Source organism: Nonomuraea sp. NPDC026600, from assembly GCF_040638335.1.
Taxonomy (GTDB): Bacteria; Actinomycetota; Actinomycetes; order Streptosporangiales; family Streptosporangiaceae; genus Nonomuraea.
Window position 1 is genome coordinate 116,527 of record NZ_JBEZYD010000010.1, and the last position, 26,019, is coordinate 142,545.

Here is a 26,019-nt window from a genome sequence, read left to right on the forward strand (position 1 = left end):
CACCCGGTTCCGGGCCTGCGCCCGTCAGCGCTTTGCCGCCAGCAGGGCTATCAGGGAAAGAGCCGCCGGTACTGCTAGGTATGTGCCGCAGCAGGCCAGGGCTATGCATGACAAAGCGGTCGCCGCGACGGCCGTGTTGCGCTGCTTTCCCGGCGGAAGGATTCGGGTGGCCGCGGCCACGCCCGCCGTGGTCACCGCGGCCAGGCAGGCCGAGGTGGCTCTCATGAGGGTGTCGAGGTCCGCCGGCCACAGCATGACCAGGCCGGTCAGGGCGGCCAGGAGTGCCAGGCTGCGGTAGGGAGTCTGTCCAGGGGTGCCGCCTTTGCCGAACCAGGACGGCAGGGATCCGTTCCCGGCCATGGACGCGCCCAGGCGGGCGGCACCGGCTATGTAGGTGTTGATCGCGCCGAAGGTGAGGGCGATGGCCGCTGCCATCGTGATCGGACCGGCCGCGGCGCCGATGCCGGTCGCCAGCAGGGCGGACATGGGGGCCGGGCGGCCCAGGACGGCGATCGAGGTGATCGAGACGCTCAGGTAGAGGACGGCGATCACGAGCAGGGTCACCGTGGTGGCCCTTCTGATGTCGCCGATCTCCGCCGATAGGTGGGTGGCGGCTTCCCAGCCGACGAAGGCGAAGAAGAGCACTCCGGCCGCGGAGACCACGCCTGCCAGGCCGTACGGGGCGAATGGGGTGAAGTTCGCGGCGCTGGCGTGTGGCGCGGCGGTGGCGACGGCCGTCGCCAGGAGCGCGATCAGGAGGAGTACCAAGGTCATCTGGAGACGTCCCGAGGTGCGCAGGCCCGCGGCGTTGGCGAGGAAGGCGGCGGCGAGCAGCGTGCCGGCGGCGATGGTCTGGTCCACGCCCAGGGTGGCGGCGACGTAGACCGCGCCCACCTGCGCGCCGGCCACGATGCCGAGCGGAACCGCGCCGTAGAACCACCAGCCGGCCACCGCGGCGGCCCGGCCGCCGAACGCGAGGCCGGTGAAGGCGGCCACGCCGCCGCCGTTCGGGTAGCGGGCGCCGAGCGTGGCGAACGTGATCGCCACCGGTGCGCTCAGCGCCAGCAGGCCCACCCAGGCCAGGATCGACGCCGGTCCCGCGGCCTTGGCGGCCAGTTGCGGCAGCACCAGCATGCCCGGTCCGAGTACCCCGCCCAGCAGCATCGCCGTGCCCTGCCCGGCACTCAGGCGACCTTGCGTTTGTTCCGACATGTCACCTGAAATTAGTCGGATGCGTGATGCTGCCTGCCTGCTGGCGAACGTTTGATTGGTTCCGAGGGGATAATGCCGCCGTGGATGAACTTGATTCGGGAATCATTCGACTTCTTCAAACGGATGCGCGGCAATCGAACCGGGAACTGGCCAGACAGCTGGGCGTCGCCCCCTCCACCTGTCTGGAACGCGTCCGCGCGCTGACCCGGCGCGGGGTCATCCGGGGCTACCACGCCGACATCGCCCCGGCTGCACTGAACCGGAGCGTCCAGGCGCTCGTCTCCGTCCAGGTACGTCCGCTCAGCAGGACCGTCATCGAGACGTTCAAGCAGTCGGCGGCCGAGCAGCCGGAGGTGCTGAGCGTGTTCGTCCTGGCGGGCGGGGACGACTTCCTGCTGCACGTGGCGGTCCAGGACCTGGACCACCTGCACGCCTTCCTGCTCGACCGGCTCAGCAAGCGGCGGGAGATCGCCGGGTTCCGTACGTCGGTCATCTTCCAGCAGGTGCACAACACCGCGCCGGGCCTGCTGCCCTACGAGCCTCCGGATGTCCTCAGCCCGTGACCAGGCCCGCCTCATAGGCGATGATCGCGGCCTGGACGCGGTTGTTCACCTCCAGCCGCAGGAGGATGGCGCTGACGTGGGCCTTGACCGTGCCCTGTGACAGGAACAGCTCGCGGCCGATGTCCTGGTTGGACAGGCCGCGGCCGACGAGGGCCAGGACCTCGTGTTCGCGCGGGGTGAGGGATTCCGTCCGCTTGCGGGCGGTGGTGGTGCGGGTGAGCCGGCCGTCGTTCAGCTCGGCGATGACCTGGTGGGCGATGCGTGGCGACAGGTACGCCGCGCCGCCCGCGACCGCCCGGACGCCGATGATCAGCTCGCGCGGGTCGGCGGCCTTGAGCAGGAAACCGCCCGCGCCCTCCTCGAGCGCCCTGGCCACGTACTCGCGTTCGTCGAACGTGGTCAGCATGACCACCGCCACCTCCGGCAGTACGGCCCGCAGCTCGGCCGCCGCGGCCAGGCCGTCCAGGCGGGGCATGCGGATGTCGAGCATCGCCACGTCCGGCCGGTGCGCGAGGGCCAGCTCGACGGCCTCCCGGCCGTCTCCGGCCTCGGCGACCACCTCGATACCGGTGTCGGTGGCCAGGATCGACCTGACCCCTGCTCGGACCATGGGCTCGTCATCGGCCAGCAGGACTCGGATCATGCGCTTTCTCCTGTGTCGGACGGCTGCCAGGGGAACCGGGCCGTCACGGCGAACCCGCCCATGTGCTTCCTGGCCACCGCATTCGGCCGAGCCGACGCGTCCGGCCGGCTCATCGCGTACGGCCGGGCGACCACGGCTGGATGTGGCGGCACGTTCGGTGCGGCCGCGCCGGTCGGTCCGGCCTCCAGCGTGCCGCCCAGTAGGCGGACCCGTTCCCGCAGGCCGGCGAGCCCGGTGCCACCGCCGCCACCGGTAGGCGCGCTATGGTCACCGACCCGCGCGGCCCGTCCACCGTCGCGGCCGCCAACCGGCGCCTGCTCATGCTTGGCGCCTTCGCCGGCCAGGGCCGGTTGCGTGGGCGAGGGTGCGTTGGTCACGGTGACGGTGAGCGTACCGGCGTCGTGTTCGATGGTGACCTGAACCTCGGCGCCCGGCGCGTAGCGGGCGGCGTTGGTCAGTGACTCCTGCGTCACCCGGTGCGCGGCCCGGTCCAGCAGGGGCGGCAGGACCGCCGACCGTTCGTCGCGGTGCAGGGTCACCGCCATGCCGGCCCGCACAGCCCGTTCCACCAGCACTTCGATTGATTCGTCCGGTGGGTCCGTCGTGGCGCCGCCCGAGTCCCGCAGCAGGCCGATGGTACGGCGCAACCGGTCGGTGGCCGTCACCGCCGAGACCCGCAGTTGGGCGGCCGCCTCCCGGTTCGCCTCGCTCATGTCGGCGGCCAGTTCCAGGGCCCCGGCCCGCAGCGCGATCAGCGCCAGTTCGTGGCCGAGCGAATCGTGCATGTCGGAGGCGATACGAGCGCGTTCATGGAGCTTGACGCGTTCGGCGGTGTACTGCTGCTCCCGCTCCAGTTGGCCGACCCGCTGCCGTCCCGCCTCGACCAGCTCCGCCTGCTGCCGCCGGAACCGCCCCGCCAACCAGGGCAGCACGACGAACAGCCCCAGGGCCATCAGCGCGCCCACGCCGTCCCAGACGTTCACCCCCAGCGCCACGACACCGGGTATCGCGACCGCCCCCAGGACCAGCCAGTCCCGGCGTACCGGAAGATGCCTGCCGTGCAGATAGGCGACCACGGCCACCACCACGAACAGCAACTGCCGCCAGGCCGGGATGTAGTCGAGGTGCAGCCCGTTGACCAGGCTGATCCCCGCGACAACCGCCAGAATCGCCCCGTTTCTCACCTGCCTGACCCTATCGAGCGCATGGCCTTGCGGCCCGCGACCCAGACGACCCGCATCACCGCGTCGGCCTTCCTGCCCGCAGCCGGACGAGCCGCATCACCGTCGTGGCCATGCCTGCCAGCGCCGCGACCGTCAGGGTGATCGTGATGGGTATGGCGAAGTAGGTGAGCTGGGCCCAGGTGACCGTCCGCCCGTTCGAGATGAACGAGATCAGGTCCGGATATGCCGCCAATAGCACGATCGGCAGCAGTACCGGCACCATCCGCAACGCGATCAGCCACCCGGGACGCCCGGCCCGCCTGGCCGCCCAGCGTCCTGACCGTCGCACGCCCACGATGCCCAGCCCGGCCGCCGCCAGCCCGATGAGGCCGAGCACCAGCTCGAACGTCTGCCGCTCGCCACCAGGCAGCTCGGGCGTCCGCCCCTCGGTCATCGCGACGAGACCGGTGGCGATGTCGTACGTGGGGTCGGTGAGGGCCGCGCTGTTGGTCATGACCGCGAAGCCGTAGCCGGTCTCGGGGGAGATCGCTTCGACGGCGGTGTAGGTGAACAGGTTGCCGGAGTGCACGAGCAGCTTGGTGTCGTCGTCGAGGCTCCAGCCCATGGCGTAGTCGCTGATCTTCGACGGCGTGTGCATGGTCCGCAGGCTCTGGGGTGTGACGAGTCGCTTGCCCTTGCCGTTCTGGCTGACCAGCCAGGCGCCCATGTCGGCGGCGGTGGTGATGACCCCGCCGGAGCCGCTGCCGTCGAGGAACCCGGGAAGTTCGGGACGCGCCATCCAGGCGCCGAACACCGAGTTGTAACCGTCCGACGGCCGGACCACCTCCTGTCGCAGGGCGCTGTGGGTCATGCCGAGCGGGGTGAAGACGTGCTGCTTCAGGTAGTCGTCGAAGCTCTGGCCGCCGGCCACCTCGACCAGGCGAGCGGCCAGGTCGTAGTTGACGTTGCAGTACGCCCAGTGGGTGCCGGGGTCGGTGGCGAGTGTGCCGGTCTTGAGCCGGTCCACGTACTGGGCGAGGGAGGTGCTCTCCTCCAGGGCGTTGATGTCGAGGGTGGTGTCGGACAGGCCGGAGGTCTGGTCGAGCAGCTGACGTACGGTGATCGTCGTGGCGCGCGGGTCCGCCATGTGGAAGCCGGGCAGTTGCCGGGCGACCGGCTGGTCCAGTTGGATCTTGCCCGCGTCGACCAGCGTGAGCACGGCCATGGCGGTGAACGACTTGCTGAGAGAAGCGACCCGCATGGGGGTGTCGGCGGTGACGGGCTTGCCGTCGGAGCCCTGACCGTAACCGGCGGCGTGAATCACTTGGTCGTTGTGGGTGACCACGACGGATATACCCGGCAGGCCAGTGGCCTCCATGACCTTGCCGAGGTAGGCGTCGATGGCGGCCGGGGTCAGCTCCGCAGTCGACGCCCCCCGGCCGGTCGAGGTAGCGGCCTGCGCGGGTGGGGTGGCGGCCTGCACGATCGAGGTGGCGGCCTGCCCGGTTGAGGCGGCGGCGGGTGCGGACAGCGCGGCGATCAGCGCCGTCGCCGCGGCGAGGGCGCCGATGAGCTTGGGGTGCATGGTGACGACGGTAGAAATCGGCGGCCGGGAAAAGATCCGCCGACCGTCCAGGACCACCCCTGACGAAAGTCTGACGTCAGTCCGGATTCGTCAGTCCGGAAAGCGGAGGAACGCCGGTGGCACCCCGTCCACCAGCCACACCCCGTTGGCGCTGACGCGGAACTCGTGTCCGGCCTCGTGCATCGCCCCGGCGTCCACCGACAGGACCACCGGCTTGCCTCGCCGCGCTCCCACCCGCGTGGCCGTCTCGCGGTCGGGCGACAGGTGGACGTGGTGACGGTTCATCGGTCGTAGGCCCTCGGCTCGGATCGCGGCCAGGCTCCGCGCCACCGTGCCGTGATACAGGTACGCGGGCGGCGGCGCCACCGGCAGGTCCAGGTCCACCTCGATGGAATGGCCCTGGTTCGCCCGGATCATGCCGTTCTCAAGGGCGTACCGCTGCTTGTCGTTGCCTGCCACGACCCGCTGCAGATCAGCCGGGTCGATCGGGAACCCGTGGGAGGCGGCGGCCCGCAGGAAGACGTCGACCTCCACCCAGCCGCGCTCGTCCAGCTCGATCCCGATCCGCTCGGGCTCATGGCGTAGGTGCTTGGCCAGGTATTTCGAGATCCGCACCAGCCTCCGGTCGTCCATCATCCCCCGAGCATGTCCCAGCGACCCGATCTCCGGCAACCCTATTGCGGCCATTTTGTGTACGACGTAAGCTTACAACGTACTCAGAATCACAGCCGGACGCTCAAGATCCTGCCGACCGAGGGGCATGATGTGGTGATCGACGTTCAGCACCTGGTGGTGGGCGCTCTGTCTGTGTTCATGCTGGCCACCACGCTGATCGTTACCCTGGGTGGATGAACGAGCCCGCAGCCCGGCGCGGCCGGGGACGCCCGGCCGTCCTGACCCGCGAACGGATCGTGGGCGCGGCCATCGACGTGCTGGACGCCGAGGGGCTGGACGCGCTCACCATGCGCCGCCTCGGCACCCAGCTCGGGGTCGCGGCCATGTCCCTGTATCGCCACCTGCCGAACCGGGACGCGGTGCTCGCCGCGGTGGTCGATCACCTGTTCGCCGAATCCGTGATCGACCTCGAAGCGGACACGCCGTGGCCCGAGGCGCTCGGCCGGTTCGCGGGGGCCTACCGGCGGATGCTGCTCGGCCATCCGCACGCCGTACCGCTGCTGGCGACCCATCCGGTGGACATCGACCTGGGGCTGGAACTGCTGGCCGGGCTGTTGGACCGGTTCGGGGCGGCGGGGATCCCGCGTCAGGACGCGCTCACCGCCATCCAGTCGATCGCCGTCTACGTCCTGGGCCACGCCCTGGCCCAGGTCGGCACCCCACCGGGCACCGGCACCCCACAACTGGACGGCATGGCGGTGGTGGCGTTCTACGACCAGTGGTTCGAGGCGGGGCTGCGGGCCATGGTCTCGGGGTTCGAGGGGCAGCTCGGCCAAGAGCGCTGACCACGGCCGTCTTCGGGATCGCTCACCCCCATGCGCCGGCGATCTGCCGGGTGGTGGCGTTGAGCCGGTTGAACAGGTTGGTGACGCCGATCATCAGAACGATCGCGGCCAACTGCTTCTCGTCGAAATAGGTGGCGGCCCTGTCCCAGACCTCGTCGCTCACCGCGTCGGCACGGTCGGCCAGCCGCGTCGCGGCCTCGGCCAGCTCGAGCGCCGCCCGCTCCTCCTCGGTGAAGTACGGGGCCTCCCTCCAGGCGGCGACCGTGGCCAGCCGCTCGTCGCTCACCCCGGCCTTACGAGCGGTCTTGGCGCCCCCGTCGACGCAGGCACTGCAGCCGTTGATCTGGCTGACCCGCAGATGCACCAGCTCCAGCGTCTGACCGTCCACCCCGCCGGCGTGCACGGCCTTGAAGAGCTGCTGGATGGGCTGCATCGCGTCGGGCAGGATGACGGCCGGGTTCTGCATACGGGACTGCATCGTGGTTCTCCTCTTCCGGATCGACGCCCCGTCCCTCGGGGCGTGACTCCATGACAGCCGAACGGGCTTGCCGTGACGATGGCCGTGGGACACCGTGGGACAGCTGGAACGGCTATGGCCTGCGGCGATTCGTCCAGGTAAGTTGCTTCGGCAGCGGGACAGAGAGGCAGGACACAGCGGATGACCAAGGCGGACCCTCAAGACGAACTGGCCGCCCGGCTGCGCCTGCTCCAGGAGCTGTCCGGGCGCGGCGTGCGGGCCCTCGCGCGGGACACGGGCCTCAGCTCGTCGTCGCTGTCGCGCTACCTCAGCGGCCAGTCGGTGCCGCCCTGGTCCGTGGTGATCGAACTCTGCCGCCTCGTCAAGCGTGACCCCCGCCCGCTGCGCCCCTTGTGGGAACGGGCGACGAACCCCCTACCGGCGCCCCCGAAGACGAGCCGCCAGGTCCAGCCCCCATCGCCACCCGTCGGTGCCCCACGCCCACCCCGCAACGATCTGCCGCGCGACGTGCCCGACTTCACCGGACGCGAGGCCCAGCTCGCCGCCGTCCTCGCCGCGGTGGACAGCAGCCGGGTGGTCGCCGTCGATGGCATGGCGGGCGTCGGCAAGACCTGTCTGGCGGTGCACGCCGCGCACCGGCTCGCCGCCGAGTACCCGGACGCCCAGCTCTATCTGGACCTGCACGGGTTCACCGACGGGCGGGAACCGCTCGATCCCGAGCCCGCGCTGCGGACCTTGCTCGCCGCGCTCGACGTCCCGTCGGAAAAGGTCCCGCAGGAGGGTGGTGTCGAGCCGCTGGCCGCCTGCTGGCGGTCGGAACTGGCCGGCCGGCGGGCCGTCGTGGTCCTCGACAATGCCGCCGGCGCTGACCAGGTCCGCCTGCTGCTGCCCGGCGCGGGCCCCTCCGTCGCCCTGATCACCAGTCGTAACCGGTTGCTGGGCCTGGAGGAGGTGCCTCCGGTGTCGCTGGACGTGCTGACCCCGGAGGAGAGCGCGGAGCTGCTGGTCCGCGCCAGCGGTGAGCCCAGCGGCCCCGACGGCCGGCTGGCCCGCGACCCGGAGTCCGCGGCCGAGGTGCTGCGGTTGTGCGGCCATCTGCCGCTGGCCCTGCGGCTGGCCGGGGCCCGGTTGCGGCACCGGCCGGGCTGGACCGCAGGCATTCTCGTCGAGCGTATGGCGGAGGGCGCGAGCGAGTTCGACACCGCGTTCGCCATGTCCGTACGGCAGCTCGGCCGGGGCGAGCGCCGGTTGTTCCGGCTGCTGGGCCTGCTGTCCGGGTCGTCCTTCGACGAGTACGTGGCGGCGGCACTGGCGGACGTGCCGCTGCGCGGCGCCCGGGCGATGCTGGAGGACCTGCTCGACGCGCACCTCGTCCAGCAGCCGTCGGCTGGTCGCTACACGCTGCACGACCTGGTGCACCAGCACGCGCGCCGAGCCGCCGCGGAGCAGGATTCCCCGGCGGAGCGGGAGCAGGCGCTGGGCCGGGTGCTCGACTATTACGTGCACGCGGCGGCCGCCGCCGACGCCGCGATGCCGTACGTGTCCGGCAGCCGCGCGGCCTCCGCGGGCCGGCCCCCGGCCGAGCTGCCGCGGTTCACCGACAAGCACGCGGCCCTCGGCTGGTTCGCCACGGAGTACACGAACCTGATGGGCGTCTTCGAGGTGGCGCTCGCCACCGGAGCCGACGCGCACGCGTACGAGCTGCCACGCTTCATGCGGGCCTTCTTCGCGCGGCGCTGCGGCACGACGCACCTCAACGTCCTGTTCGAGCGGTCGCTGACGGCCGCCCAGCGCCTGGGCGATCCGCGGCAACTGGCCGAGGCGCACAGCGACCTGGGCTTCGCCCGCTACAACGCGGGCCGGATGGCGGAGGCCGGCGCCGCGTACGAGGCGGCGACGCCGCTGGTGTCCCAGGCCGGGGACACCCGCTCCGAAGCGGATCTGATCATGCGCCGCGGCTTCCTGAGGTGGGACGAGGGCTATGTCGAGGAGCCACTCGACCTCTTCCGGCTGGCGCGGAAGCTGTACGCGGACGCCGGCTGCCCGGCGGGCGCGGCCCATGCGACCGCCTACGAGGCTTGGGCGATGCTGCAGCTGGGGCACCGTGAGGAGGCGGCGCGGCTGGCCCGCGAGGTGCTGGACATCGCGCACCCCGACCCCGCCTGGCCGGCCGCGCTGACCGCCCGGATCACCCTCGGCATGGCCATCGCCCACGAGCGACCCGACGAGGCCGCGGAGCACCTGTACCAAGCCCTGGAACTCGCCCGCGAGGACGGCCACAAACACAACGAGGCGTGGTGCCTCAACTGCCTGGGCGTCGCCCTGCGCCAGATGGGCCGCTACGAGGAGGCGCTGGCCGGCCATCGACAGGCGTTCACGCTCCTGGACGAGCTGTTCGAGGAAGAGTGGAAGATGCACTTCCTCCACGATTACGGCGAGACCTGCCGGCTGGCCGGCCTGCCCGACGAGGCCATGCGCTTGCACCGTCAGGCACTCGAACTGGCCCGGAAGGTGGGCTACCGGCACAAGGAGGCGCTGGCCCACGAGGGGATCGCGACCGTGCTCGACGAGACGGACCCGGCTGCCGCCGCCGAACACCGCGCGGCGGCACAGGCCATCCGCCAGAAGCTCATACGGACACGCGACGGAGCGGGCGAATAAATCGGTTGCGAGGGGCAGTGGACGCCGCATAGGGTCGATGACATGCGCCTTTACCTGTAATTCGGCATCCCGTCCGGCGGTGCGAACACCCGCCGACCTCGTCCAAGACGCGGCAGCTGAGCTTGTCGACCGGCCCCAGGGCCGCGTCGTGAGTTTTTGTAAAGGAGCTTCCTCATGCGAGTTCGTTCAGGCAAGAAGAAAAACGGTAAGAACCTCCCGGGACAGGAGACCCCGCCGATTCCCCGGCAGATGCCGAGGATGCCGCAGCGGCCCATCGCGCCGCCCAGGCGGATCCCGTCCAAGGGACGCTAGTCCACTACCCGGGATGGTAGTACGTGCGGCGCGCGACCCGACGCCATGGGCGCTCCGCACTCCCCGCGGCGCCCCGGCCCCTCGTTCGAGGAGCCGGGGCGCCGTCGTGAGAACTGGGTAGCGGGTCAGAGGCGCTCGATGATGGTGACGTTGGCCTGGCCGCCGCCTTCGCACATGGTCTGGAGGCCGTACCTGCCGCCGGTGCGCTCCAGCTCGTGCAGCAGCTTGGTCATCAGGATCGCGCCCGTCCCGCCCAGCGGGTGACCCAGGGCGATGGCGCCGCCGTTGGGGTTGACGGTGGCCGGGTCGGCGCCGAGTTCCTTCATCCACGCCAGTGGCACCGGCGCGAACGCCTCGTTGATCTCGGTGACGGCGATGTCGCCGATCGACATCCCCGCCTTCCGCAGCGCCCGCCGCGTCGCCGGGATCGGCGCCGTCAGCATGAACACCGGGTCGTCACCCATGAGCGCGAGCTGGTGGATGCGGGCGCGCGGGGTCAGCCCGTGGTCCTTCACGGCCTGCTCCGAGGCGATCAGCACCGCGCCCGAGCCGTCGGAGATCTGCGACGCCGTGGCGGCGGTGATCTGGCCGTCCTCCTTGAGCGTCTTCAGCCCGGCCATCTTCTCGAGCGTCGTGTCCGGCCGCGGACCCTCGTCGTCGGAGACGCCGTTGATGGGGGCGATCTGGTCCTTGAAGTGGCCGTTCGCGATGGCCTTGGCGGCTCGCTGGTGGGATTCGAAGGCGTACCGTTCCAGCTCGTCGCGCTTGAGGCCCCACTTCTCGCACATCAGCTCCGCGCCGCGGAACTGCGAGATCTCCTGCTTGCCGTACCGTTCCACCCACATATCGCCGAACGGGAACGGCATGCCCTTCTCCAGCGCGGCCGTGATCGACGAGCCCATGGGCACGATGCTCATCGACTCGACTCCGGCCGCCACGACCAGGTCCTGGGTGCCGGACATGACGCCCTGCGCCGCGAAGTGGATCGACTGCTGCGAGGAGCCGCACTGCCGGTCGATGGTGACACCGGCCGTGGTCTCCGGCAGTCCCGCCGAGAGCCAGGCATTGCGCGCGATGTCCATGCTCTGGGGGCCGAACTGCATGACGCACCCCATGATGACGTCCTCCACCGCGGTGGGGTCGACGCCGGTGCGGTCGATCAGCGCCTTCAGCGTGTGAGCGGCCAGGTCAGTGGGGTGGACGGTGGAAAGGCCGCCCTTCTTCTTGCCGACCGGGGTACGGACCGCCCCGACGATGTACGCCTCTGCCACAGTGCCCTCCTGAAACCGAGCATTGTTCGGTTATTAGGGAGAGACTACAACAGAACGATGCTCTGCGCCCCGTCACCCCGGGGGCAGAAGGTCCTCCACCGCGTCGACCCGGAACCGCCACCGGTCCACGATCAGCCCGTTCAGCTCGTCCGACAGGCGCAGTGCGAGCGCGCCGACCTTCGCGGGGTCGTCGCCGCGCAGCTCGATCGCGGTCAGCTCGGTGGCGAAGGGCAGCAGCTCCTGTACGGCGGGCGGGCGGCCCTTCTCCGGGACCACGAGGATCCGTATGTCGCCGACCGTGTAGAGGAAATCGTCCTGGTCGGTGTCACCGGTGGGAGCGGCTACCTCGGCAACCGCTTCGGCCTCGGCTTCTCCGTCGGCATCGGCGTCACTATCGGCGTCCACTGTCGCGGCGTCGGCCTCAGACCCGGACTCGGCTTCGCTGTCGGCGTCGGCGTCGGCGTCGGCGTCGGCGTCGGCGTCGGCGGCACTGTCGGCGTCCGCGGTCGCGGCGTCGGGCTTGGCGTCGCTGTCCGAATCCGCACCCGCTTCCGCATCTGCGGTCGCGACGTCGGCGATCGCGGTGTCCTCGGTCGCAGCGTCCGTGGTCGCGGTGTCCGTGGCGCTGTCGCTGGCGGCATCGTCGCTGTCGCCTGTTTCGGCTCTGTGGTCGCCCTCGATGCGGCTCAGGACCGCCCGCAGCTCGTCCGCCGTCGGACGTACCGGAAGGATCACCGCCGGACCGCCGCGATCGTCGTCGGCGGGATCGGTCACCTCTCCCCTGCACACGGCCAGCCCACCGAGGCGGAAGGCGATCCCCTCGGCCAGGTAACGGTCGAAGTAGTCGAACGGCAGGGGCCCCTCCGCCACCACCCGGCAGGCCCATACCTGTTCCAGCTCGCCGCCCACCAACTCGGGCTCGGCCTCGACCGGGGCATGCACGCGAACGTCCACCGCCACGATGTCGCCGCCGTCCTCGCGGGCCTCCGGGTCGGCCAGCCGTACCACTCGCAGCAGATCTGCCTGGCTCGGTTTGGCGGGCAGGGCCGCCGTCGGGCCAGTACGCAGTCTCCGCTTAGCCATCCAGCCCATGCGCGCGCCTCCGCGTTCAACCTCGATAAGAGCTTGTCATCGTCGCATAGACGATGATGTTGTCGGTGTAGTGACCGATGCTGCGGTTGTACGTGCCACCGCAGGTGATGAGGTGGAGCTGGGCGTTGTCCCGGTTGCCGTAGACCCGCTCGGTGGGGAAGGTCTTCTTGCTCGCCTGCTCCACGCCACCGACGGTGAACACGGCGGTCGTGTGGTCCTGCCGCTTGACCTCGATGGTGTCGCCGTTGCGGATCTCGTACAGGCGGCTGAAGACGGCACTGCGCGTCCGGGTGTCCTTGTGTCCGAGCATCACGGCCGGACCGGCTTCGCCGGGGGTGGACATGTTCCGGTACCAGCCGACCAGGTTGGGGTTGTCGCCCGCCGGCACCTGGATGGTCCCGTCCTTGGCGAGCCCGACGGACTCGACCGGCGCGTTGATCCCCAGCCGCTTGATCACGATCCGCTGCGGGGTGGACGGCAGCATCGCGGGCGCCGGGGTCGGCTGCGGCAACGGCGGCGGCACCGTGGGCGCCGCCTTGAACAGGGCCTGCGCCGGCGGTCCCGTGGCCTTGCCGTCGGGCTGAACGGTGACGGGCAGTGTGTCCCGCTGGCTGGCCAGGCCGTACTCCTCGGGCGCACGGAGCACGATCAGCATCCCGGCCACCACGGTCACCACCCCGGCCACGGCGGCCAGGATCAGCACCGACCTGAGGACCGTGCTTCCCCTGTCCTGGGGCGGCTCACCCCCGTAGGGGTACTGTCCAGCCACGCCGGTCAGCCCCTGGTGATGGTACGGCGACGCAGCACGAGTCCTCCAACGCCGGCGGCGAGGATCAGTAGGGATCCGGTCAGCACGACCATCCTGCCGTCGGGACCCATGCCACCGCCACCACCTGTGTCGGCTCCGGCTTTGGGGGTCTTGGAGCTCTTGGTGGTGGTCTTCGTCGCCGTGGGCGTCTTGGTGACGGTGACGGTGTGCGTCTTGGTGGGCTTGGGGGACGAGCTGGTGGGGGTGGTCGTGGGGGTGGAGGTGCTGGTCGGGGTGCCGGTGGGGGTGGTGGTGGGGGTGCCGGTCGCGACGGTGATCAGGGCCGCAGCGGCGGTCGCCTCGGCCTCGGAACCGGCCTTGACCTTGCAGGTGTACCAGGGGGACGGTGCCGTGCCGCTTATCGGGCCCACCTGCAGGACGAAGTCGTCGGGCATCACGGCGATCACACCGGTCGCCTTGGGCGTGAGCGAAATCAGGACCTGCGGGATGGGCATGGTGGCGTTGGGGGTGATCGTGCCCGGCGTCATGGAGGCGCCCACTGACCGCGTTTCGGTCGGACTCGGATTCGGCGTCCCGGTGACGATCACTGTCGCCTGGATGACCACGCGGTCCGTGGCGGCGATCGCCGACGGTGCCGTGAACGACGTCGGAGAGGCGGCGGGCTGGGCGATCTTCCATGTCACCACCGCTGTGGAGCTGGGCGTTGGTGTGGTCAGCGGCCCTTGCAGGTCCATCTCGAATTTGTAGTCGGTCCCGGTGCCGCCCGCCGCCGTCGTGCACGTGTAGGTCACCGGTTTCAGCGCCATCGCCTGGGCCACCGCCGGAACCACCCAGAAAATACCTGCACCCGCTACGGCCAGGCCAGATGCCTTGAGGGCGAGGCGGTGCCTCGCCTTGGAGGTCAGCACTGTCCTTCTCCGTTCAGCGCAGTATCAACAGGCGTATCAGAATCCCAGCCGTTGGTCACGGTTAGGTAGAGATGATACGAACTGTCCCTGTGAAGTTCCCGTAAACCCTACAAGCAAGCACTTGCCCGCCTTACCCCTTCGTCTTGGACAGGGTGGCGTACACGATGATGTTGTCCGTGTAGCTGTGGGCCGTCTTGTTGAAGACGCCCCCGCAAGTGATCAGCCTGAGCTGCGCGTTCTTCGTGTTCCCGTACACGCGAGCGGTCGGGAACGAGGACTTGCTGACCTGCTCGACCCCGCTGACAGTGAACCGCGTCACCTTCTTGTCCGACCGGTACACGTAGATCTGGTCCCCCTTGGCCACCTCGGAGAGCCGGGAGAACACCGCCGCGCCCTTCGTGGTGCTCACGTGGCCGTTGATCACCGCGGGCCCCAGCTCGCCCGGGACCGGCGAGAACTTGTACCAGCCCGTCAGGCTCGGCTTCGACAGCGGCGGGGTGGTCAGGTTGCCCTTGATGTCGACGGTGACCGAACCGATCATGGCATTGACCTTGATCTTCGGAATCTTGATGCGGACCGGCGCCGCCTTCTTGGCCTTGGTCTTGGCCGGCGGGATCGGGGCGACGACCGGGGCGGCGGCCAGCGGGGGCGGGGCGTCGAGGCGTGCCGGGGTGAGCGGCACGTTCTTGCCGCCCGGGCCCACGGTCGGGGGCAGGACGAAGGCGCCCGCCGCGTTCTGGATCTTGACTGTGCTCGGCTGGGCCTGCGGTGCGGGACCCGAGCCGTCGTCCACGGTCGGCGCCAGCGACAGCAGGCCGACCATGATGGCGCCCACCCCGCCCAACGACCCGGCGATCAGCAGCCCGGGAAGTGCCCTGTTCAGCAGTGGCTTCTGCTCGGTCATGACTCGACTCCTCCGGCGTGCCCGGCCTTGCGCCGCCGGAGCAGCAGCCCTCCTGTGAGGCTCCCCATCAGCAGCATGGAGCCGCCCGCGATCAGCCCGTACGATCCGCGTCCCGGCTCCGGCGCCTCACCGGAGTCCACTCCGCCCTTGGGTGTCTTGGCCACCTGCGCCTTGACGTACTTGGTCTTGGTCGTGGTCGGTTTGGGGGTCGCCGTAGTGGTTCTCACGCCGCCCGGCACCACGCTCACCAGGCTGCGGTCGATACCCGGGTCCACATTCGGGGACGAGACCGTCGGGGTGCTCGACGGGGTGACCGAGCCGGTCGGCGTGGAGGTGGGCGTACGCGTCGGTGTGATGGTGGGAGTCTGCGAGGTGGTGGGTTCTCCTCGCTCCCTGACCGTGACGATCACCGAAACGGGCCCGCCGATCATGGTGCAGGTGGCGCGGTGGTAGCCGGTGGGCACCTTGGCCGTGCTGGTCGTCACCTCGAAGGCGTCCAGCCAGACCGGAGCGGTGGAAGTGCTCTTGATCATGATGGTGTGGCTGCCGTACGCCAGCGACGGCGACTTCCACAGGGTGGCGCCGCCGTTGAGGTCGTCGTTCACCGGATCGTCGTTGTCGTCGCGCGACGGGTCGACCGTGGCCCGCTTGGTGCCGTCGATGTAGATGTCGACCGGACCCGCGTCCTTGTCGCGCGGGCCGATGTACTCGACTCCGGTGCCGACGAAGGTGAGCTGGGCCGAGTCGCCCGCGGTGGTCGTCTCGTGCAGGTCGTTGTGGACGTGGTGCTCGGAGGACGGGCGGCCGATGATCGGCGTCCAGGACCCGGTGTAGACGATCTCCAGGTCGCTGGGGTTGTCGCTGTCGTTGCCGTCGTTGACCTCGACGCTGCCGTCCGGCGGCATGAAGTCGAGGACGATGTCCTTCGGCGTCACCTTGATGGTGCCCGGCTTGTCGATGAGACCCGGGTCGGTCAGCGCCTCGGGAAGCGACAGCGGGTCGTCGGGCCGCAGGTTCGACTCCTGGTCGGCGGCGCCCTTGGGCTTCAGGATGCCCTGCCAGCTACTGTCGAGCTCGACGTTGCCGACCGCGTGCACCTGGGCGCCGGCGGCGAAGTAGCCGGGCGACTGGAGCCGGGTGTCGTTGGCGTAGTCGAGCTTCCAGGTGAAGTTGAGCGGATCACCGACGACGAGGTCCGTGGCGAAGTTGAGCCGCGTGCTCAGCTGAACGTCGTCGTGCCTGACGATGCTTTTCGGACCCGTCGGCTTGCACAGGTACTGGACTTCCAGATCCGCCGGAGCGGCGGACGCCGGGACATCGTGCAGCACCGTCAGCCCAACGGCCGCCGTTAATCCGGCCGATGCGGCGATCAACGCCTTTCGCCATCGAGTCACGGCACACTCCGATCAACACTAAGCCGAAGGTCGATCTTAGGGTCGATGTCCGCCGAACACCGTAACTATCGGCACTTGTGATGAACCCGTGTCCGCCCCTGGAAAAGCCGCAACAGAATTGTATTCTGTCCTGCACGATCACCCTGCTTGGAGGCGACTGATGCGGCGAGACCTCTTCGACGAGGAGCACCTGCTCTTCCTGGAGACCGTGCGCGAGTTCATGACCCGTGAAGTGGCACCCCACCACGGTCAGTGGGAGAAGGACGGCGTCGTCCCGCGTGAGGTATGGAAGAAGGCCGGGGAGATCGGCATGTTCGGGTTCTCCGTCCCGGAGGAGTACGGAGGGGCCGGTGTCACCGACTTCCGGTTCAACGCGGTCATCGTCGAGGAGATCATCCGGCACGGCGCGTCAGGGCTCGGATTCGGCCTGCACAACGACATCATGGCGCCGTACCTCGTCGACCTGACCGATGAGGAGCAGAAGCGGCGGTGGCTGCCCGGGTTCGTCAGCGGGGAGCTCATCACGGCGATCGCGATGACCGAGCCGGGCGCCGGGAGCGACCTGCAGGGGATCAGGACGACCGCGGTCCGCGAAGGCGATCACTACCTGGTTAACGGGCAGAAGACGTTCATCACGAACGGGATCAACGCCGACCTCGTCGTGGTGGTCGCCAAGACCGATCCCGGGGCGGGGGCGCGCGGCACCACGCTGCTGGTCGTCGAGCGGGGTATGGAGGGGTTCGGGCGCGGCCGCAACCTCGACAAGATCGGGATGAAGGCGCAGGACACGGCCGAGCTGTTCTTCGAGAACGTCCGCGTCCCCGTGGCCAACCGGCTCGGCGCCGAAGAGGGCCAGGGCTTCTTCCAGCTCATGAACAACCTGCCTCAGGAGCGCCTGTCCATCGCGGTGGCGGCGGTCGCGGCGGCGGAGGTCGTGCTGGAGCAGACCATCGAGTACTGCAAGTCCCGCCAGGCATTCGGGCGAAATATCGGGTCCTTCCAGAACACCCGGTTCGTCCTGGCGGAGCTGGCCACCGAGACGGAGATCGCCCGCCACTACGTGGACAAGTGCATCGTGGCGCTCAACGCCAAGGAGCTGACCGTGGTCGACGCCGCCAAGGCCAAGTGGTGGACCAGCGAGCTCCAGAACAAGGTCATCGACCGCTGCCTCCAACTGCACGGCGGCTACGGCTACATGATGGAGTACCCGGTCGCCAAGGCGTGGATCGACAGCCGCGTCCAGACCATCTACGGCGGCACAACAGAGATCATGAAGGAGATCATCGGACGGTCCTTCGGGTTCTAGAATCCGGACGCATGACGCGTCCTCGGGTAAAACCGGAGCATCGCCCGTATCGTCTCGACAACGGCACGATCCGGATAGGCGGGGAAATCTACGGACTCGCCAGTGAGATCGAGGACCCGAACGGCCACGCCTGGCACGCCCTCGAGCTCATGGACGGCACCCGTACCCGCGGGGAGATCGTCACCGCGCTCGCGGACCGCTGCCCGAACGCGGCCGAGCTCGTCACGACGCTGCTGGACTCCGGCCACGTCGAGGACGCGTCGGCCGCGCCGCCGCCGGAGCTGGCCCCCGACGAGCTGGACCGGTACGCCAGGAACGCCGCCTACTTCCGCTGGGCGAGCCTGCGCCCGCGCGAGCCGAGCTGGGCACCGCAGCTCCTGCTCAAGCGGGCCAGGGTGGTCGTGCTCGGCCTGGGCGGCACCGGCTCGCACGCCGCCTGGGCCCTCACCGCCGCCGGCGTCGGCGCGATCCACTGCGTCGACGGCGACTTCGTCGAGCTGTCCAACCTCAACCGCCAGACCCTGTACGGCGAGGAGGACGTGGGCCGACCCAAGGTGGACGTCGCCACGGAACGGCTGCGAGCGGTCAACTCCCACGTCGAGGTGACCGGCGAGAACCGGCGGATCGGCAGCCCCGCGGAGCTGGCTCGGCTGATCACCGGCTTCGACGTGCTCGCGCTCTGCGCGGACGAGCCACGCGAGCCCGATGGCATCCGCCGGTGGGCGAACCGGGCCTGCGCCGCCGCAGGCATCCCCTGGGTGGGCGGCGGCTACGAGGGCCCGCAGTTGTCGGTGGGCGTCTTCGCGCCGGGTTTCCCGTGTTACGAGTGCCTGCGGGCGGAAGGCGAGCGTCATGGAAGGATGACCGACTTCGGCTGGCCCGGCGTGCTCTCGACCTCGGGCGGCCTGTCGGGCCTGCTCACCGCCCACGCGGTGATCTCACTGCTGACCGGCATCCCCGACGTCGCCCCCGGTTACGCGTACGGCATCAACCTGGTGGCGCCCGACGACCAGATCTTCGTCCGTTTCCCCGCGCGTGACGAGTGTGACGTCTGTAGTGCTTGACAGCAGTCGTTGATCGTTCAGAATCGCGTCAGTCACCCATACCGAAACCGACCCAGGAGGCTGCTGAGTGCGTCCCGAAGAGATCGCGCCGGAGGACAGCCGAGAGACCCAGCCGAAGAAGAAGATCACGGTTCGCCGGCTGGCGAAGATGGAGACCAAGGGCTGGCCGGCCAGCCACGGCAACTCCAACTGACAGCGCGCGAGAAGGGCTCCGACACCGCATACTGGTCAGCATGTACGGCGGCCTGATCCTGCTGGTTTTCCTGGCGTTGCTGTTCGCCTGGGGCCTCAACCGCGTGCGCCGGGCGCTGCGCCTGGGGCCGGTGGGCTACGTCGGGGTGATGATCGTCTTCGTCATCGTCATGCTGCTCGTCTATGGCCAGACGATCCGCTAGCCGGGGAGCCCCTCGACGAAGCGGGTGAGGAGCCGCGCGAACTCCGCGCGCTCCGCGTCCGACCATCCCGTCATGGCTTCGGCGAACGCCATCTGCCTGCCGCGATGCGCCTGCTCCAGCGCCGTCCGGCCCGCGTCGGTCAGCACGAGCAGCGCCCTGCGCCCGTCGGCCTGGTCCGCGTCGCGCCTGACCAGGCCGGCCGCGACGGCCGCCGCCACCAGCCTGCTCGCCCTCGGCTGGTCGACCGAGAGCGCGTCGGCCACGGTAGAGACGGTGACGGGCGGGCTCGCGGCCTCGATCACGTCGAGCACCTCGAACTCCGGCCCCGGCGCACCCTGCAGCCGCGCCAGCGCGCGCCTGCTCTGCCGGCGCCTGATGGCGACCATCGCGCGTTCGACTGCTTCAATTTCATTGTCAAAGTACATATAGTTGCTATTATACATGCATGAACCGGAGAATCGGATACCTGCTCAAGCACGTCCACACGCTCCTTGAGGAGACGATGGGCCAGGCACTCCACGACCATGAGCTCTCGCGCCGCGAATGGCAGGCGCTCAACGCCGCGTCCGAGGGCAACGACCCGTACGAGGCGCTGAAGGCGTTCGACGGCACCGGCGACGCGGTGCGCGAGTTGACCGCCAGAGGATTGATCACCGGCACCACCCTCACCGACGAAGGCAAGGCGGCCCACGCGGCTGTCGTCAGCCGCGTGGCCGAGTTCAGGCAGCAGGCCACCAAGGGCGTGAGCCCGCAGGACTTCCAGACCACCCTCGCCGTGCTGACCCAGATGGCCGCCAACCTCGAAGCCGCCTAACCACCGCTGCCTTCCAGCAGCACCCGGGCCACCAGCCCGGGATCATCGCTCATCGGCACGTGACCGCAGCCCTTGAGCAGCTTGACCCGCTGCCCCGACCACCTGGCGGCGCGCACGGCCTGACGGCGCAACAGCAGCCGGTCGTGCTCGCCCCAGGCGATCGTGATGGGCGACTTGGGCGGCGCGGGCGGCATCACGCCGGAGAACGCCTCCAGCGTCTCGTCGAAGCCGGGCGAAGCGACCAGAGCCTGGGTGGCGGCGATCAGGGCCGTCGGCGACATCCGGGATGGATGGGCCACCAGGAGCCCGGCCGACAGGGCCCGGCCCATCGGGTTCGCGGCGAGCCAGCCGGCCTGCTCCGGCGGCAGCGACCTGGCCGTGGCCCGCAGCGCGCGCAGCACCGCCTGGCAGTACAGCAGCTCGGGGCGCGTCCAGAAACCCGCGGGCGACAGCGCGGTGGCCGTCGTGACCACGCCGCGCGAGGCCAGCTCCAGCGCGATGTAACCGCCGAGCGAGTTGCCCGCGACGTGCGGATCGCGCACGCCGAGCAGCGCGCAGAACGACTCGACCGCGTCGGCGAGCGACTCCGCGGTGTACGGAATGGCGTCGGGCAGGCCGGGCGAGACCCCGAAACCGGGCAGGTCGATGGCGATGACGGTACGCGAGGCGGCGAGGCGGTCCATGACCGGCAGCCATGCCTGCCAGTGGTGGCCGATGCCATGAATGAGGATCAGCGGCGCGCCGGTGCCGCGACGCTCATAGGCCAGCTCCATGGCCTCGAGTCAACCACTCAGCGGCTACGGGTGGGAATCTCGAACCAGACGGCTTTGCCTTCCCTGGTGGGTCGCGACCCCCAGCGCCTGGCGAGCTGGTCCACCAGGTAAAGGCCGCGTCCGCCCTCGTCGTTCTCCCCCGCGCTCCGGATCCGCGGCAGGCGCAGGTCCTGGTCGAACACCTCGACCCAGACCGACTCCTCGCCCCGGCGCAGCCGCAGCGTGAACTCCTTGTCGCCCACTACTTCGTCCTCGAAGCCGGGCACGTCCCAGGACTCCTCGAACGGCAGCGGCGGCCCCTCGGCGACCAGCTCCCTGCGGGGCACGCCCGCGTGAGCCGCGTGGAGCACCACGTTGGTGACGACCTCGGAGACGAGCAGGCAGGCCAGCTCGGCGCGCTCCTCGGGGACGTTCCAGCCGCCGAACGCCTCGGAGGCCATCCGGCGCGCCTCGCCGACCATGATCGGCTGCGCCGGGAACGTGCGTTCCTCGACGTCGAGGTCCGACTGGCTCGACCGGACCACCAGGATCGCCATGTCGTCGTCGATCTCGCCGGGCACCGCGATGGTCGCGGCGTCGGCGACCCGCTCCACCTCGGCGTCGGCCATCTTCGCCAGCTTCTCGCAGAGCACGCCCAGCGTCTCGGCGTCGGTCGGCATCCGGCCGTCGCGGCCGGGGCGGCGGTCGACCAGGCCGTCGGTGTAGAGGAGCAGCGCCGCGCCGGGCGGCAGCGTGCGGGTCTCCTCCTTGTAGACGAGGTCGGCGTGCAGGCCCTTGGCGCGTACGCCCAGCGGCTGGCCGACCTCCTCGATGTCGAGCTCGACGCACTGGCCGTCGACCAGCAGCAGCGGCGGCGCGTGGCCGGCGTTGGCGAACGAGAGCTGCCGCGACCAGGCGTCGTAGACGAGGTATTGGCAGGTCACGATCGGCGGCACGCTGATGTCGGCGCCGCTGTCGTCCTTCTCGGGATCGGCGATGATGCGGGTCCACTCGTCGAGCCTGGCCAGGATGTCGGCCGGTGACTTGTCGTCCTGGGCGAAGGCCCGCAGCGCCGCCCTGAGCTGGCCCATGATGGCCGCGGCCTTGGCGCCCCGGCCCTCCACGTCGCCGATGACGATGCCGACGCGACCGGCCGACAGCGGGATCACGTCGTACCAGTCGCCGCCGACCTGGGTCTGGATGCCCTGGCCGTGGGAGGCGAGCGGCGCCGCCGGGTAGTAGCGCACCGCGATCTGCAGGCCGTCGAGCTGGGGCAGCGCCCGCGGCAGCAGGTGCTTCTGGAACGACTCGGCCGTGTGCCGCTCCTCCTCGAACAGCAGCGCGTTGTCGATCGCGAGCGCGACCCGGGTGGCGATGGCGCCGACGAAGTCGCGGTCGAACGCGTCGTAGTGGGGGCTGCGGCGGTCGGTGAGGTTGGACAGGCCCAGGTACATCAGGCCGAGCGTCTCGCCGCGTACGCACAGGGGGGCGACGATGGCGGAGGTCATGCCGACCTCGCCGCACAGTTTGGCGCTGCCCTCGCTCGGCGAGGGGAAACTGCTGGCGGCGAAGTCCTCGACGAGGATGGTCTCCTGGCGGCGCAGCGCGGTGTCGGCGTAGTGGCTGGCCGGGTAGCGGATCTCCGCGCCGATCGGCTTCCAGGTGCCGGGCGGCGGGCTCCATCCCTGGACGTGCTGCGAGACCCGGCGGACCAGCCGGTCGCCCTCCATCAACTCGATGAAGCAGTGGTCGGCGAACTGCGGGACGAGCATCTCGGCCACCCGCTTGAGCGTCTCCTCGACGTACAGCGAGCCGGCCAGCCGCTCACCGATGCGCTCCAGCAGGCCGAAGCGGTCCTTCTCCCGCTCGTTGCTGCGCAGCGCCTCGCGGGCGGTGACGACGATGCCGGTCACCGACCCGGAGGGATGGCGCAGCGGGACGGCCTGGGCGCGCACATAGACGATCGTGCCGTCACCCCGCCGCACGTCAAAGGTGCCCTCCCACACGCCGCCCTTAAGTACGTGCTTGGCCAGCTCGGTGGCGAGCGGGTGGTCCTTCTCCATGATGCCGAGCGACAGCATCGAGGTGTCACGTGACGACTTCGAGGGGCGCCCGAAGAGCTTCTCGGCGAACGGATTCCAATAGAGGAGATTGCTGAAACGGTCGGTCACGACGACCGCCATCTCCGCATGATCAAGTACAGATTCGGCCGCAAGCTGATCAGCCTCGTCGTGCGACAGATCCCCCCAACGCTTCATCCGGAGACCACTCCTAGGGAGGGCATGTGCGCAAAGCGAACCACGGGCACTCCTGCAACAGTGTCGACCGGCGGGGAGTGGAGGGCCTCCCAAGAGGGATTCAACCAAGGAGTAGCGGGCGAGTCAGCGTCTGGAGACGAAAACATGCGCGGCAACGTCACGCGGAAGCTCCGCGAGAGTGTCGTTCGCGTCACCGTCACCTGTCACCCGCACACCGTCGTCGCTCGCCGCGAGCGTCACCTCGCGTCCGGGTTGTATCCCAACTTGCTTGAGTTTAAGCATCACAGCAGGATCGCTTTGCACTTGTTCGCTAATTCGCCGCACGACTACGGGTATATCTCTGGGTCCGGCGAGGTCGGACATGGATGTCAAGAGGTCCGGGCTGCCTTCTACGGGCTCTCTGGCCCCGAGTTCGCCCAGACCGGGGATCGGGTTGCCGTGCGGGCAGACCGTCGGGTTGTCGAGCAGCGTCACCAGGCGGGTCTCCACGGACTCGGACATCACGTGCTCCCAGCGGCACGCCTCGATGTGCACCTCTTCCCAGGGCAGGCCGATGACCTCGGTCAACAGGCACTCCGCGAGGCGGTGCTTGCGCATGACGCGCGTGGCCAGGGTGCGGCCGAGCTCGGTCATCGACAGGTGGCGATCACCCTCGACGCGGACCAGGCCGTCGCGCTCCATCCGGGCCACGGTCTGGCTCACGGTGGGACCACTCTGCTGGAGCCGCTCCGCGATGCGCGCGCGCAACGGGACGATGCCCTCCTCCTCGAGCTCGAAGATCGTGCGGAGGTACATCTCCGTTGTGTCGATCAGGCCGTGTGCGGTCAAGGCTCCTCCCATCTGAATGCTACGCCGGTCAGGGCAGGTACTGGACCCGTCGACTACGGGCACAGAAGTCACACGGAACCCTATGGGGAGAACGACCGGCGAGGGTGATGGACGACAACACCGGAGCGACCCAGTTCCTTCCCGGCCGGCCCGACCGCCGGGGCGCGGCGCATCCGCGGGTACGGCTAACCGGCCCGGTAGTTCCGGAAGCTGGGCACCGACAGGCCGACGACCAGGACCGCGATGGCGCACGCCAGGCCGCCGCCCACCCACGCCCAGGTCATCCCGAACCACACGGCGGTGAGGCCGGCCCGCAGGTCGCCCAGGCGCGGGCCGCCCGCCACGACCACCATGAACGCCCCCTGCATCCGCCCGCGCATCTCGTCGGGAGCGTGCAACTGCAGGATGGACTGCCGCCAGACCGACGAGACCATGTCGGCCACCCCGCCGACGGCCATCAGAACGACCATCAGCCACAGCTGCTGGGCCAACCCGGCCGCGGCCACGCTGAGGCCCCAGAGGGCGATTGTGACCGTCAGAGCCACCCCCTGGCGGCGTACGCGGCCCAGCCAGCCGGAGCCGAGCGCGCCGAGGACCGCGCCGATGGCCATGCCGGCCGACAGCCAGCCGAGCGCGATCGGCGAGCCGTCGAAGCGCTCGGCCACGGCCTGCGGGATCAGTGCCCTCGGCAGGGCGAACACCATCGCGATGATGTCCACGACGAACGACATCAGCAGGACCGGCCCGGTCGCGATGTAGCGCAGCCCGTCGAGCACCGACCGCCAGCCGGGCCGCTGGATCTCCCCCATGGGGAGCAGTTCGGGCAGCCGGATCGCCGCGTACAGGCCGGCCGTGAAGAGGACGGCGTCGACCGCGTACGCCAGCGGGTAGCCCTGCCAGGCCAGCAGCACGCCCGCGATCATCGGCCCGACGATCGCGCCGAACCCGTAGACCAGCGAGTTCAGCGCGTTGGCGGCGGGCACCAGCTCGGCGGGCAGGATCCTGGGGATGATCGCGCCGCGGGCGGGCGAGGCCATGGCGAACCCGGTGGCGCTCACCGCCGAGGCGAGCAGCAACAGGTAGACGTTGCCCAGCCCCAGGAGGGCCTGCGCCAGGATGAAGAGCGTCGCGACCCAGGAGATGAGCGAGCTGGCGATCAGCAGCCGGCGCCGGTCGACCGCGTCGGCGAACGCCCCGCCCCACAGCCCGAACACCAGGAGCGGGATCAGGTTGGCCAGGCTCAGCAGGCCGACCCAGAACGAGGACTGGGTGAGGTCCCAGACCTGCTTGCTGACCGCGACGACGGTCACTCCGATGCCGATGTTGGCGATGGCCTGACCGGACCAGAGCCGCCGGTAGGTGGGAACGGCCAGCGGCCGTATGTCTATGAGATGACGCTTGACCAGCTCCCCGATTGCCACTTAAGGCACATTAAGGGGCAAGTCTCTCCAGGACCCACCCAGGGCGGGTTCGCCGGTAGCGGAGCCTGTCATGCATCCTGTCAAGCTGCCCCTGCCAGAACTCCACCTCCAACGGGCTGACCCGGTAACCGCCCCAGAAGTCGGGCACGGGCGGATCCTCCGGCCATCGGGCGGCTAGCTCCTCGTATCGGGCGTCCAGCTCCTCCCTGGACCGTACGACCGCGGACTGGCGCGACGCCCAGGCCCCGATCCGCGAGCCGTACGGCCTGGACTTGAAGTAGTCGGCCGACTCCTCGTTCGAGAGCCGCGCGACCGTGCCCTCGACGCGTACCTGGCGGCGGATCGGGTGCCAGGGGAACATCAGCGACGCGCGGGCGTTCTCGGCCAGGTCACGGCCCTTGCGCGACTCGTAGTTGGTGTAGAAGACGAATCCGTGCTCGTCGTAGCCCTTGAGCAGCACGGTCCTGGCACTCGGCCGGCCGCCGGCCGAGGCCGTGGCCAGCACCATGGCGTTCGGTTCCGGCAGGCCGGCGGCGAGCGCCTCCTGGAACCAGATGGCGAATTGCGTGATCGGATCGGGGGCGAGATCGGCTTCGAGCAGCGGCTCGCCCTCATAGGTACGGCGAAGCCCCGCCAGCGCGGGCGGGCGCGAGGTTCCATCCACGAGACGGTATTCTTGCGCGCTTGGTGGCAGATCCCACACAACACTCCCTACCAGCGGCTTTCACGTTCCGGCGGGTCCGGAGACGGACCACGGGCGGGTAGG

28 protein-coding genes are annotated in these 26,019 nt (G+C 69.8%); 10 read left to right on the forward strand and 18 right to left on the reverse strand.

The genetic code is table 11. The features are described from left to right. Nucleotides 1-24: 24 nt before the first annotated feature. A complete protein-coding gene (locus AB0F17_RS24090; protein WP_358026476.1) occupies nucleotides 25-1,212 on the reverse strand; it encodes an amino acid permease in 1,188 nt (395 codons plus the stop codon). Between the two features lie 80 nt (nucleotides 1,213-1,292). On the opposite strand from AB0F17_RS24090, the gene AB0F17_RS24095 reads away from it, so the two are divergent. Continuing rightward, nucleotides 1,293-1,775, forward strand: a complete 483-nt coding sequence (locus AB0F17_RS24095) for an Lrp/AsnC family transcriptional regulator (RefSeq protein ID WP_219534828.1) — start codon at nucleotides 1,293-1,295, stop codon at nucleotides 1,773-1,775. Here AB0F17_RS24095 and AB0F17_RS24100 read toward each other — a convergent pair. The 4 genes from AB0F17_RS24100 to AB0F17_RS24115 form a co-directional block, all read right to left on the reverse strand. Next, the gene (locus AB0F17_RS24100) at nucleotides 1,765-2,418 is read right to left on the reverse strand and encodes a response regulator transcription factor (protein WP_358026478.1); all 654 of its coding nucleotides are present in this window, start codon (nucleotides 2,416-2,418) and stop codon (nucleotides 1,765-1,767) included. The two genes, AB0F17_RS24095 and AB0F17_RS24100, sit on opposite strands and share 11 nt — an antisense overlap. After that, nucleotides 2,415-3,602 (reverse strand): histidine kinase, encoded by a 1,188-nt coding sequence (locus AB0F17_RS24105; protein ID WP_358026480.1) that lies wholly within the window; start codon nucleotides 3,600-3,602, stop codon nucleotides 2,415-2,417. The genes AB0F17_RS24100 and AB0F17_RS24105 overlap by 4 nt, the downstream gene beginning before the upstream one ends. Nucleotides 3,603-3,657: 55 nt before the next feature. After that, nucleotides 3,658-5,166 (reverse strand): serine hydrolase domain-containing protein, encoded by a 1,509-nt coding sequence (locus tag AB0F17_RS24110; protein WP_358026482.1) that lies wholly within the window; start codon nucleotides 5,164-5,166, stop codon nucleotides 3,658-3,660. A gap of 90 nt (nucleotides 5,167-5,256) precedes the next feature. Next, complete coding sequence (locus AB0F17_RS24115) at nucleotides 5,257-5,799, reverse strand: RNA 2'-phosphotransferase (protein WP_358027064.1); 543 nt, start codon at nucleotides 5,797-5,799, stop codon at nucleotides 5,257-5,259. A gap of 12 nt (nucleotides 5,800-5,811) precedes the next feature. Here AB0F17_RS24115 and AB0F17_RS24120 point away from each other — a divergent pair, with 12 nt between their 5' ends. Further along, complete coding sequence (locus AB0F17_RS24120; protein ID WP_358026485.1) at nucleotides 5,812-6,018, forward strand: hypothetical protein; 207 nt, start codon at nucleotides 5,812-5,814, stop codon at nucleotides 6,016-6,018. Further along, nucleotides 6,015-6,626, forward strand: coding sequence for a TetR/AcrR family transcriptional regulator C-terminal domain-containing protein (locus AB0F17_RS24125; protein WP_358026487.1), 612 nt, complete (start codon nucleotides 6,015-6,017; stop codon nucleotides 6,624-6,626). Before AB0F17_RS24120 ends, AB0F17_RS24125 begins: the two co-directional genes overlap by 4 nt. Nucleotides 6,627-6,648: 22 nt before the next feature. Here the strand turns inward: AB0F17_RS24125 and AB0F17_RS24130 are convergent, their stop codons facing one another. Continuing rightward, a complete protein-coding gene (locus tag AB0F17_RS24130) occupies nucleotides 6,649-7,104 on the reverse strand; it encodes a carboxymuconolactone decarboxylase family protein (RefSeq protein ID WP_358026489.1) in 456 nt (151 codons plus the stop codon). A 180-nt stretch (nucleotides 7,105-7,284) separates the two neighbouring features. Here AB0F17_RS24130 and AB0F17_RS24135 point away from each other — a divergent pair, with 180 nt between their 5' ends. Together AB0F17_RS24135 and AB0F17_RS24140 are read left to right on the forward strand one after the other, a co-directional pair. After that, entirely contained in the window at nucleotides 7,285-9,765 is a 2,481-nt protein-coding gene (locus AB0F17_RS24135) for a tetratricopeptide repeat protein (protein ID WP_358026491.1), read from the forward strand. Nucleotides 9,766-9,939: 174 nt separating this feature from the next. Continuing rightward, nucleotides 9,940-10,077 carry a hypothetical protein gene (locus tag AB0F17_RS24140; protein WP_358026493.1) on the forward strand — a complete coding sequence of 46 codons (138 nt, stop codon included), beginning with the start codon at nucleotides 9,940-9,942 and terminating at the stop codon, nucleotides 10,075-10,077. Between the two features lie 125 nt (nucleotides 10,078-10,202). Here AB0F17_RS24140 and AB0F17_RS24145 read toward each other — a convergent pair whose 3' ends face one another. The 6 genes from AB0F17_RS24145 to AB0F17_RS24170 all read right to left on the reverse strand — a co-directional run bounded on the left by AB0F17_RS24145 (nucleotide 10,203) and on the right by AB0F17_RS24170 (nucleotide 16,415). Further along, the gene (locus AB0F17_RS24145; RefSeq protein WP_358026496.1) at nucleotides 10,203-11,348 is read right to left on the reverse strand and encodes an acetyl-CoA C-acetyltransferase; all 1,146 of its coding nucleotides are present in this window, start codon (nucleotides 11,346-11,348) and stop codon (nucleotides 10,203-10,205) included. 72 nt (nucleotides 11,349-11,420) lie between these two features. Beyond that, nucleotides 11,421-12,431 (reverse strand): hypothetical protein, encoded by a 1,011-nt coding sequence (locus AB0F17_RS24150; RefSeq protein ID WP_358026498.1) that lies wholly within the window; start codon nucleotides 12,429-12,431, stop codon nucleotides 11,421-11,423. 25 nt (nucleotides 12,432-12,456) lie between these two features. Next, nucleotides 12,457-13,209: a class F sortase gene (locus AB0F17_RS24155; protein ID WP_358026501.1), complete on the reverse strand. Its 753-nt coding sequence runs from the start codon at nucleotides 13,207-13,209 to the stop codon at nucleotides 12,457-12,459. 5 nt (nucleotides 13,210-13,214) lie between these two features. Further along, nucleotides 13,215-14,117 (reverse strand): hypothetical protein, encoded by a 903-nt coding sequence (locus tag AB0F17_RS24160; RefSeq protein WP_358026503.1) that lies wholly within the window; start codon nucleotides 14,115-14,117, stop codon nucleotides 13,215-13,217. Between the two features lie 130 nt (nucleotides 14,118-14,247). Next, nucleotides 14,248-15,021, reverse strand: a complete 774-nt coding sequence (locus tag AB0F17_RS24165; protein WP_358026505.1) for a class F sortase — start codon at nucleotides 15,019-15,021, stop codon at nucleotides 14,248-14,250. Next, entirely contained in the window at nucleotides 15,018-16,415 is a 1,398-nt protein-coding gene (locus AB0F17_RS24170; protein ID WP_358026508.1) for a hypothetical protein, read from the reverse strand. The genes AB0F17_RS24165 and AB0F17_RS24170 overlap by 4 nt, the downstream gene beginning before the upstream one ends. A 160-nt stretch (nucleotides 16,416-16,575) precedes the next feature. On the opposite strand from AB0F17_RS24170, the gene AB0F17_RS24175 reads away from it, so the two are divergent. The 4 genes from AB0F17_RS24175 (at nucleotide 16,576) to AB0F17_RS24190 (ending at nucleotide 19,180) form a co-directional block, all read left to right on the forward strand. After that, a complete protein-coding gene (locus AB0F17_RS24175; protein WP_358026511.1) occupies nucleotides 16,576-17,721 on the forward strand; it encodes an acyl-CoA dehydrogenase family protein in 1,146 nt (381 codons plus the stop codon). Nucleotides 17,722-17,732: 11 nt separating this feature from the next. Beyond that, nucleotides 17,733-18,785, forward strand: a complete 1,053-nt coding sequence (locus AB0F17_RS24180) for a ThiF family adenylyltransferase (protein ID WP_358026514.1) — start codon at nucleotides 17,733-17,735, stop codon at nucleotides 18,783-18,785. A 67-nt stretch (nucleotides 18,786-18,852) separates the two neighbouring features. Further along, nucleotides 18,853-18,978 (forward strand): hypothetical protein, encoded by a 126-nt coding sequence (locus AB0F17_RS24185; RefSeq protein WP_281428996.1) that lies wholly within the window; start codon nucleotides 18,853-18,855, stop codon nucleotides 18,976-18,978. 40 nt (nucleotides 18,979-19,018) lie between these two features. Continuing rightward, nucleotides 19,019-19,180 carry a hypothetical protein gene (locus tag AB0F17_RS24190; RefSeq protein WP_358026516.1) on the forward strand — a complete coding sequence of 54 codons (162 nt, stop codon included), beginning with the start codon at nucleotides 19,019-19,021 and terminating at the stop codon, nucleotides 19,178-19,180. On the opposite strand, the gene AB0F17_RS24195 is transcribed toward AB0F17_RS24190, so the two are convergent. After that, nucleotides 19,177-19,605, reverse strand: coding sequence for a MarR family transcriptional regulator (locus tag AB0F17_RS24195; RefSeq protein WP_358026518.1), 429 nt, complete (start codon nucleotides 19,603-19,605; stop codon nucleotides 19,177-19,179). The two genes, AB0F17_RS24190 and AB0F17_RS24195, sit on opposite strands and share 4 nt — an antisense overlap. Before the next feature lie 20 nt (nucleotides 19,606-19,625). Here AB0F17_RS24195 and AB0F17_RS24200 point away from each other — a divergent pair, with 20 nt between their 5' ends. Then, nucleotides 19,626-19,994: a hypothetical protein gene (locus AB0F17_RS24200; protein WP_358026521.1), complete on the forward strand. Its 369-nt coding sequence runs from the start codon at nucleotides 19,626-19,628 to the stop codon at nucleotides 19,992-19,994. On the opposite strand, the gene AB0F17_RS24205 is transcribed toward AB0F17_RS24200, so the two are convergent. The 5 genes from AB0F17_RS24205 to pdxH form a co-directional block, all read right to left on the reverse strand. Continuing rightward, the gene (locus AB0F17_RS24205; protein ID WP_358026523.1) at nucleotides 19,991-20,767 is read right to left on the reverse strand and encodes an alpha/beta fold hydrolase; all 777 of its coding nucleotides are present in this window, start codon (nucleotides 20,765-20,767) and stop codon (nucleotides 19,991-19,993) included. The two genes, AB0F17_RS24200 and AB0F17_RS24205, sit on opposite strands and share 4 nt — an antisense overlap. A gap of 17 nt (nucleotides 20,768-20,784) precedes the next feature. Further along, nucleotides 20,785-23,004 (reverse strand): SpoIIE family protein phosphatase, encoded by a 2,220-nt coding sequence (locus AB0F17_RS24210; RefSeq protein WP_358026526.1) that lies wholly within the window; start codon nucleotides 23,002-23,004, stop codon nucleotides 20,785-20,787. 123 nt (nucleotides 23,005-23,127) lie between these two features. Continuing rightward, the gene (locus AB0F17_RS24215) at nucleotides 23,128-23,832 is read right to left on the reverse strand and encodes a metal-dependent transcriptional regulator (protein WP_358026529.1); all 705 of its coding nucleotides are present in this window, start codon (nucleotides 23,830-23,832) and stop codon (nucleotides 23,128-23,130) included. Between the two features lie 185 nt (nucleotides 23,833-24,017). After that, nucleotides 24,018-25,253, reverse strand: coding sequence for an MFS transporter (locus tag AB0F17_RS24220; protein ID WP_358026532.1), 1,236 nt, complete (start codon nucleotides 25,251-25,253; stop codon nucleotides 24,018-24,020). Nucleotides 25,254-25,263: 10 nt separating this feature from the next. After that, a complete protein-coding gene (gene pdxH, locus AB0F17_RS24225; RefSeq protein ID WP_358026534.1) occupies nucleotides 25,264-25,917 on the reverse strand; it encodes a pyridoxamine 5'-phosphate oxidase in 654 nt (217 codons plus the stop codon). Nucleotides 25,918-26,019: the final 102 nt, after the last annotated feature.

Coding starts and splice junctions, on each gene's coding strand:
- AB0F17_RS24125 (WP_358026487.1), top strand. CDS start 6,015: ATGAACGAGCCCGCAGCCCGGCGCGGCCGGGGACGCCCGGCCGTCCTG.
- AB0F17_RS24190 (WP_358026516.1), top strand. CDS start 19,019: ATGTACGGCGGCCTGATCCTGCTGGTTTTCCTGGCGTTGCTGTTCGCC.
- AB0F17_RS24110 (WP_358026482.1), bottom strand. CDS start 5,166: ATGCACCCCAAGCTCATCGGCGCCCTCGCCGCGGCGACGGCGCTGATC.
- AB0F17_RS24195 (WP_358026518.1), bottom strand. CDS start 19,605: ATGTACTTTGACAATGAAATTGAAGCAGTCGAACGCGCGATGGTCGCC.
- AB0F17_RS24175 (WP_358026511.1), top strand. CDS start 16,576: ATGCGGCGAGACCTCTTCGACGAGGAGCACCTGCTCTTCCTGGAGACC.
- AB0F17_RS24150 (WP_358026498.1), bottom strand. CDS start 12,431: ATGGCTAAGCGGAGACTGCGTACTGGCCCGACGGCGGCCCTGCCCGCC.
- AB0F17_RS24120 (WP_358026485.1), top strand. CDS start 5,812: ATGTCCCAGCGACCCGATCTCCGGCAACCCTATTGCGGCCATTTTGTG.
- AB0F17_RS24140 (WP_358026493.1), top strand. CDS start 9,940: ATGCGAGTTCGTTCAGGCAAGAAGAAAAACGGTAAGAACCTCCCGGGA.
- AB0F17_RS24135 (WP_358026491.1), top strand. CDS start 7,285: ATGACCAAGGCGGACCCTCAAGACGAACTGGCCGCCCGGCTGCGCCTG.
- AB0F17_RS24210 (WP_358026526.1), bottom strand. CDS start 23,004: ATGAAGCGTTGGGGGGATCTGTCGCACGACGAGGCTGATCAGCTTGCG.
- AB0F17_RS24130 (WP_358026489.1), bottom strand. CDS start 7,104: ATGCAGTCCCGTATGCAGAACCCGGCCGTCATCCTGCCCGACGCGATG.
- AB0F17_RS24100 (WP_358026478.1), bottom strand. CDS start 2,418: ATGATCCGAGTCCTGCTGGCCGATGACGAGCCCATGGTCCGAGCAGGG.
- AB0F17_RS24165 (WP_358026505.1), bottom strand. CDS start 15,021: ATGACCGAGCAGAAGCCACTGCTGAACAGGGCACTTCCCGGGCTGCTG.
- AB0F17_RS24205 (WP_358026523.1), bottom strand. CDS start 20,767: ATGGAGCTGGCCTATGAGCGTCGCGGCACCGGCGCGCCGCTGATCCTC.
- AB0F17_RS24090 (WP_358026476.1), bottom strand. CDS start 1,212: ATGTCGGAACAAACGCAAGGTCGCCTGAGTGCCGGGCAGGGCACGGCG.
- AB0F17_RS24200 (WP_358026521.1), top strand. CDS start 19,626: ATGAACCGGAGAATCGGATACCTGCTCAAGCACGTCCACACGCTCCTT.
- AB0F17_RS24180 (WP_358026514.1), top strand. CDS start 17,733: ATGACGCGTCCTCGGGTAAAACCGGAGCATCGCCCGTATCGTCTCGAC.
- AB0F17_RS24115 (WP_358027064.1), bottom strand. CDS start 5,799: ATGGACGACCGGAGGCTGGTGCGGATCTCGAAATACCTGGCCAAGCAC.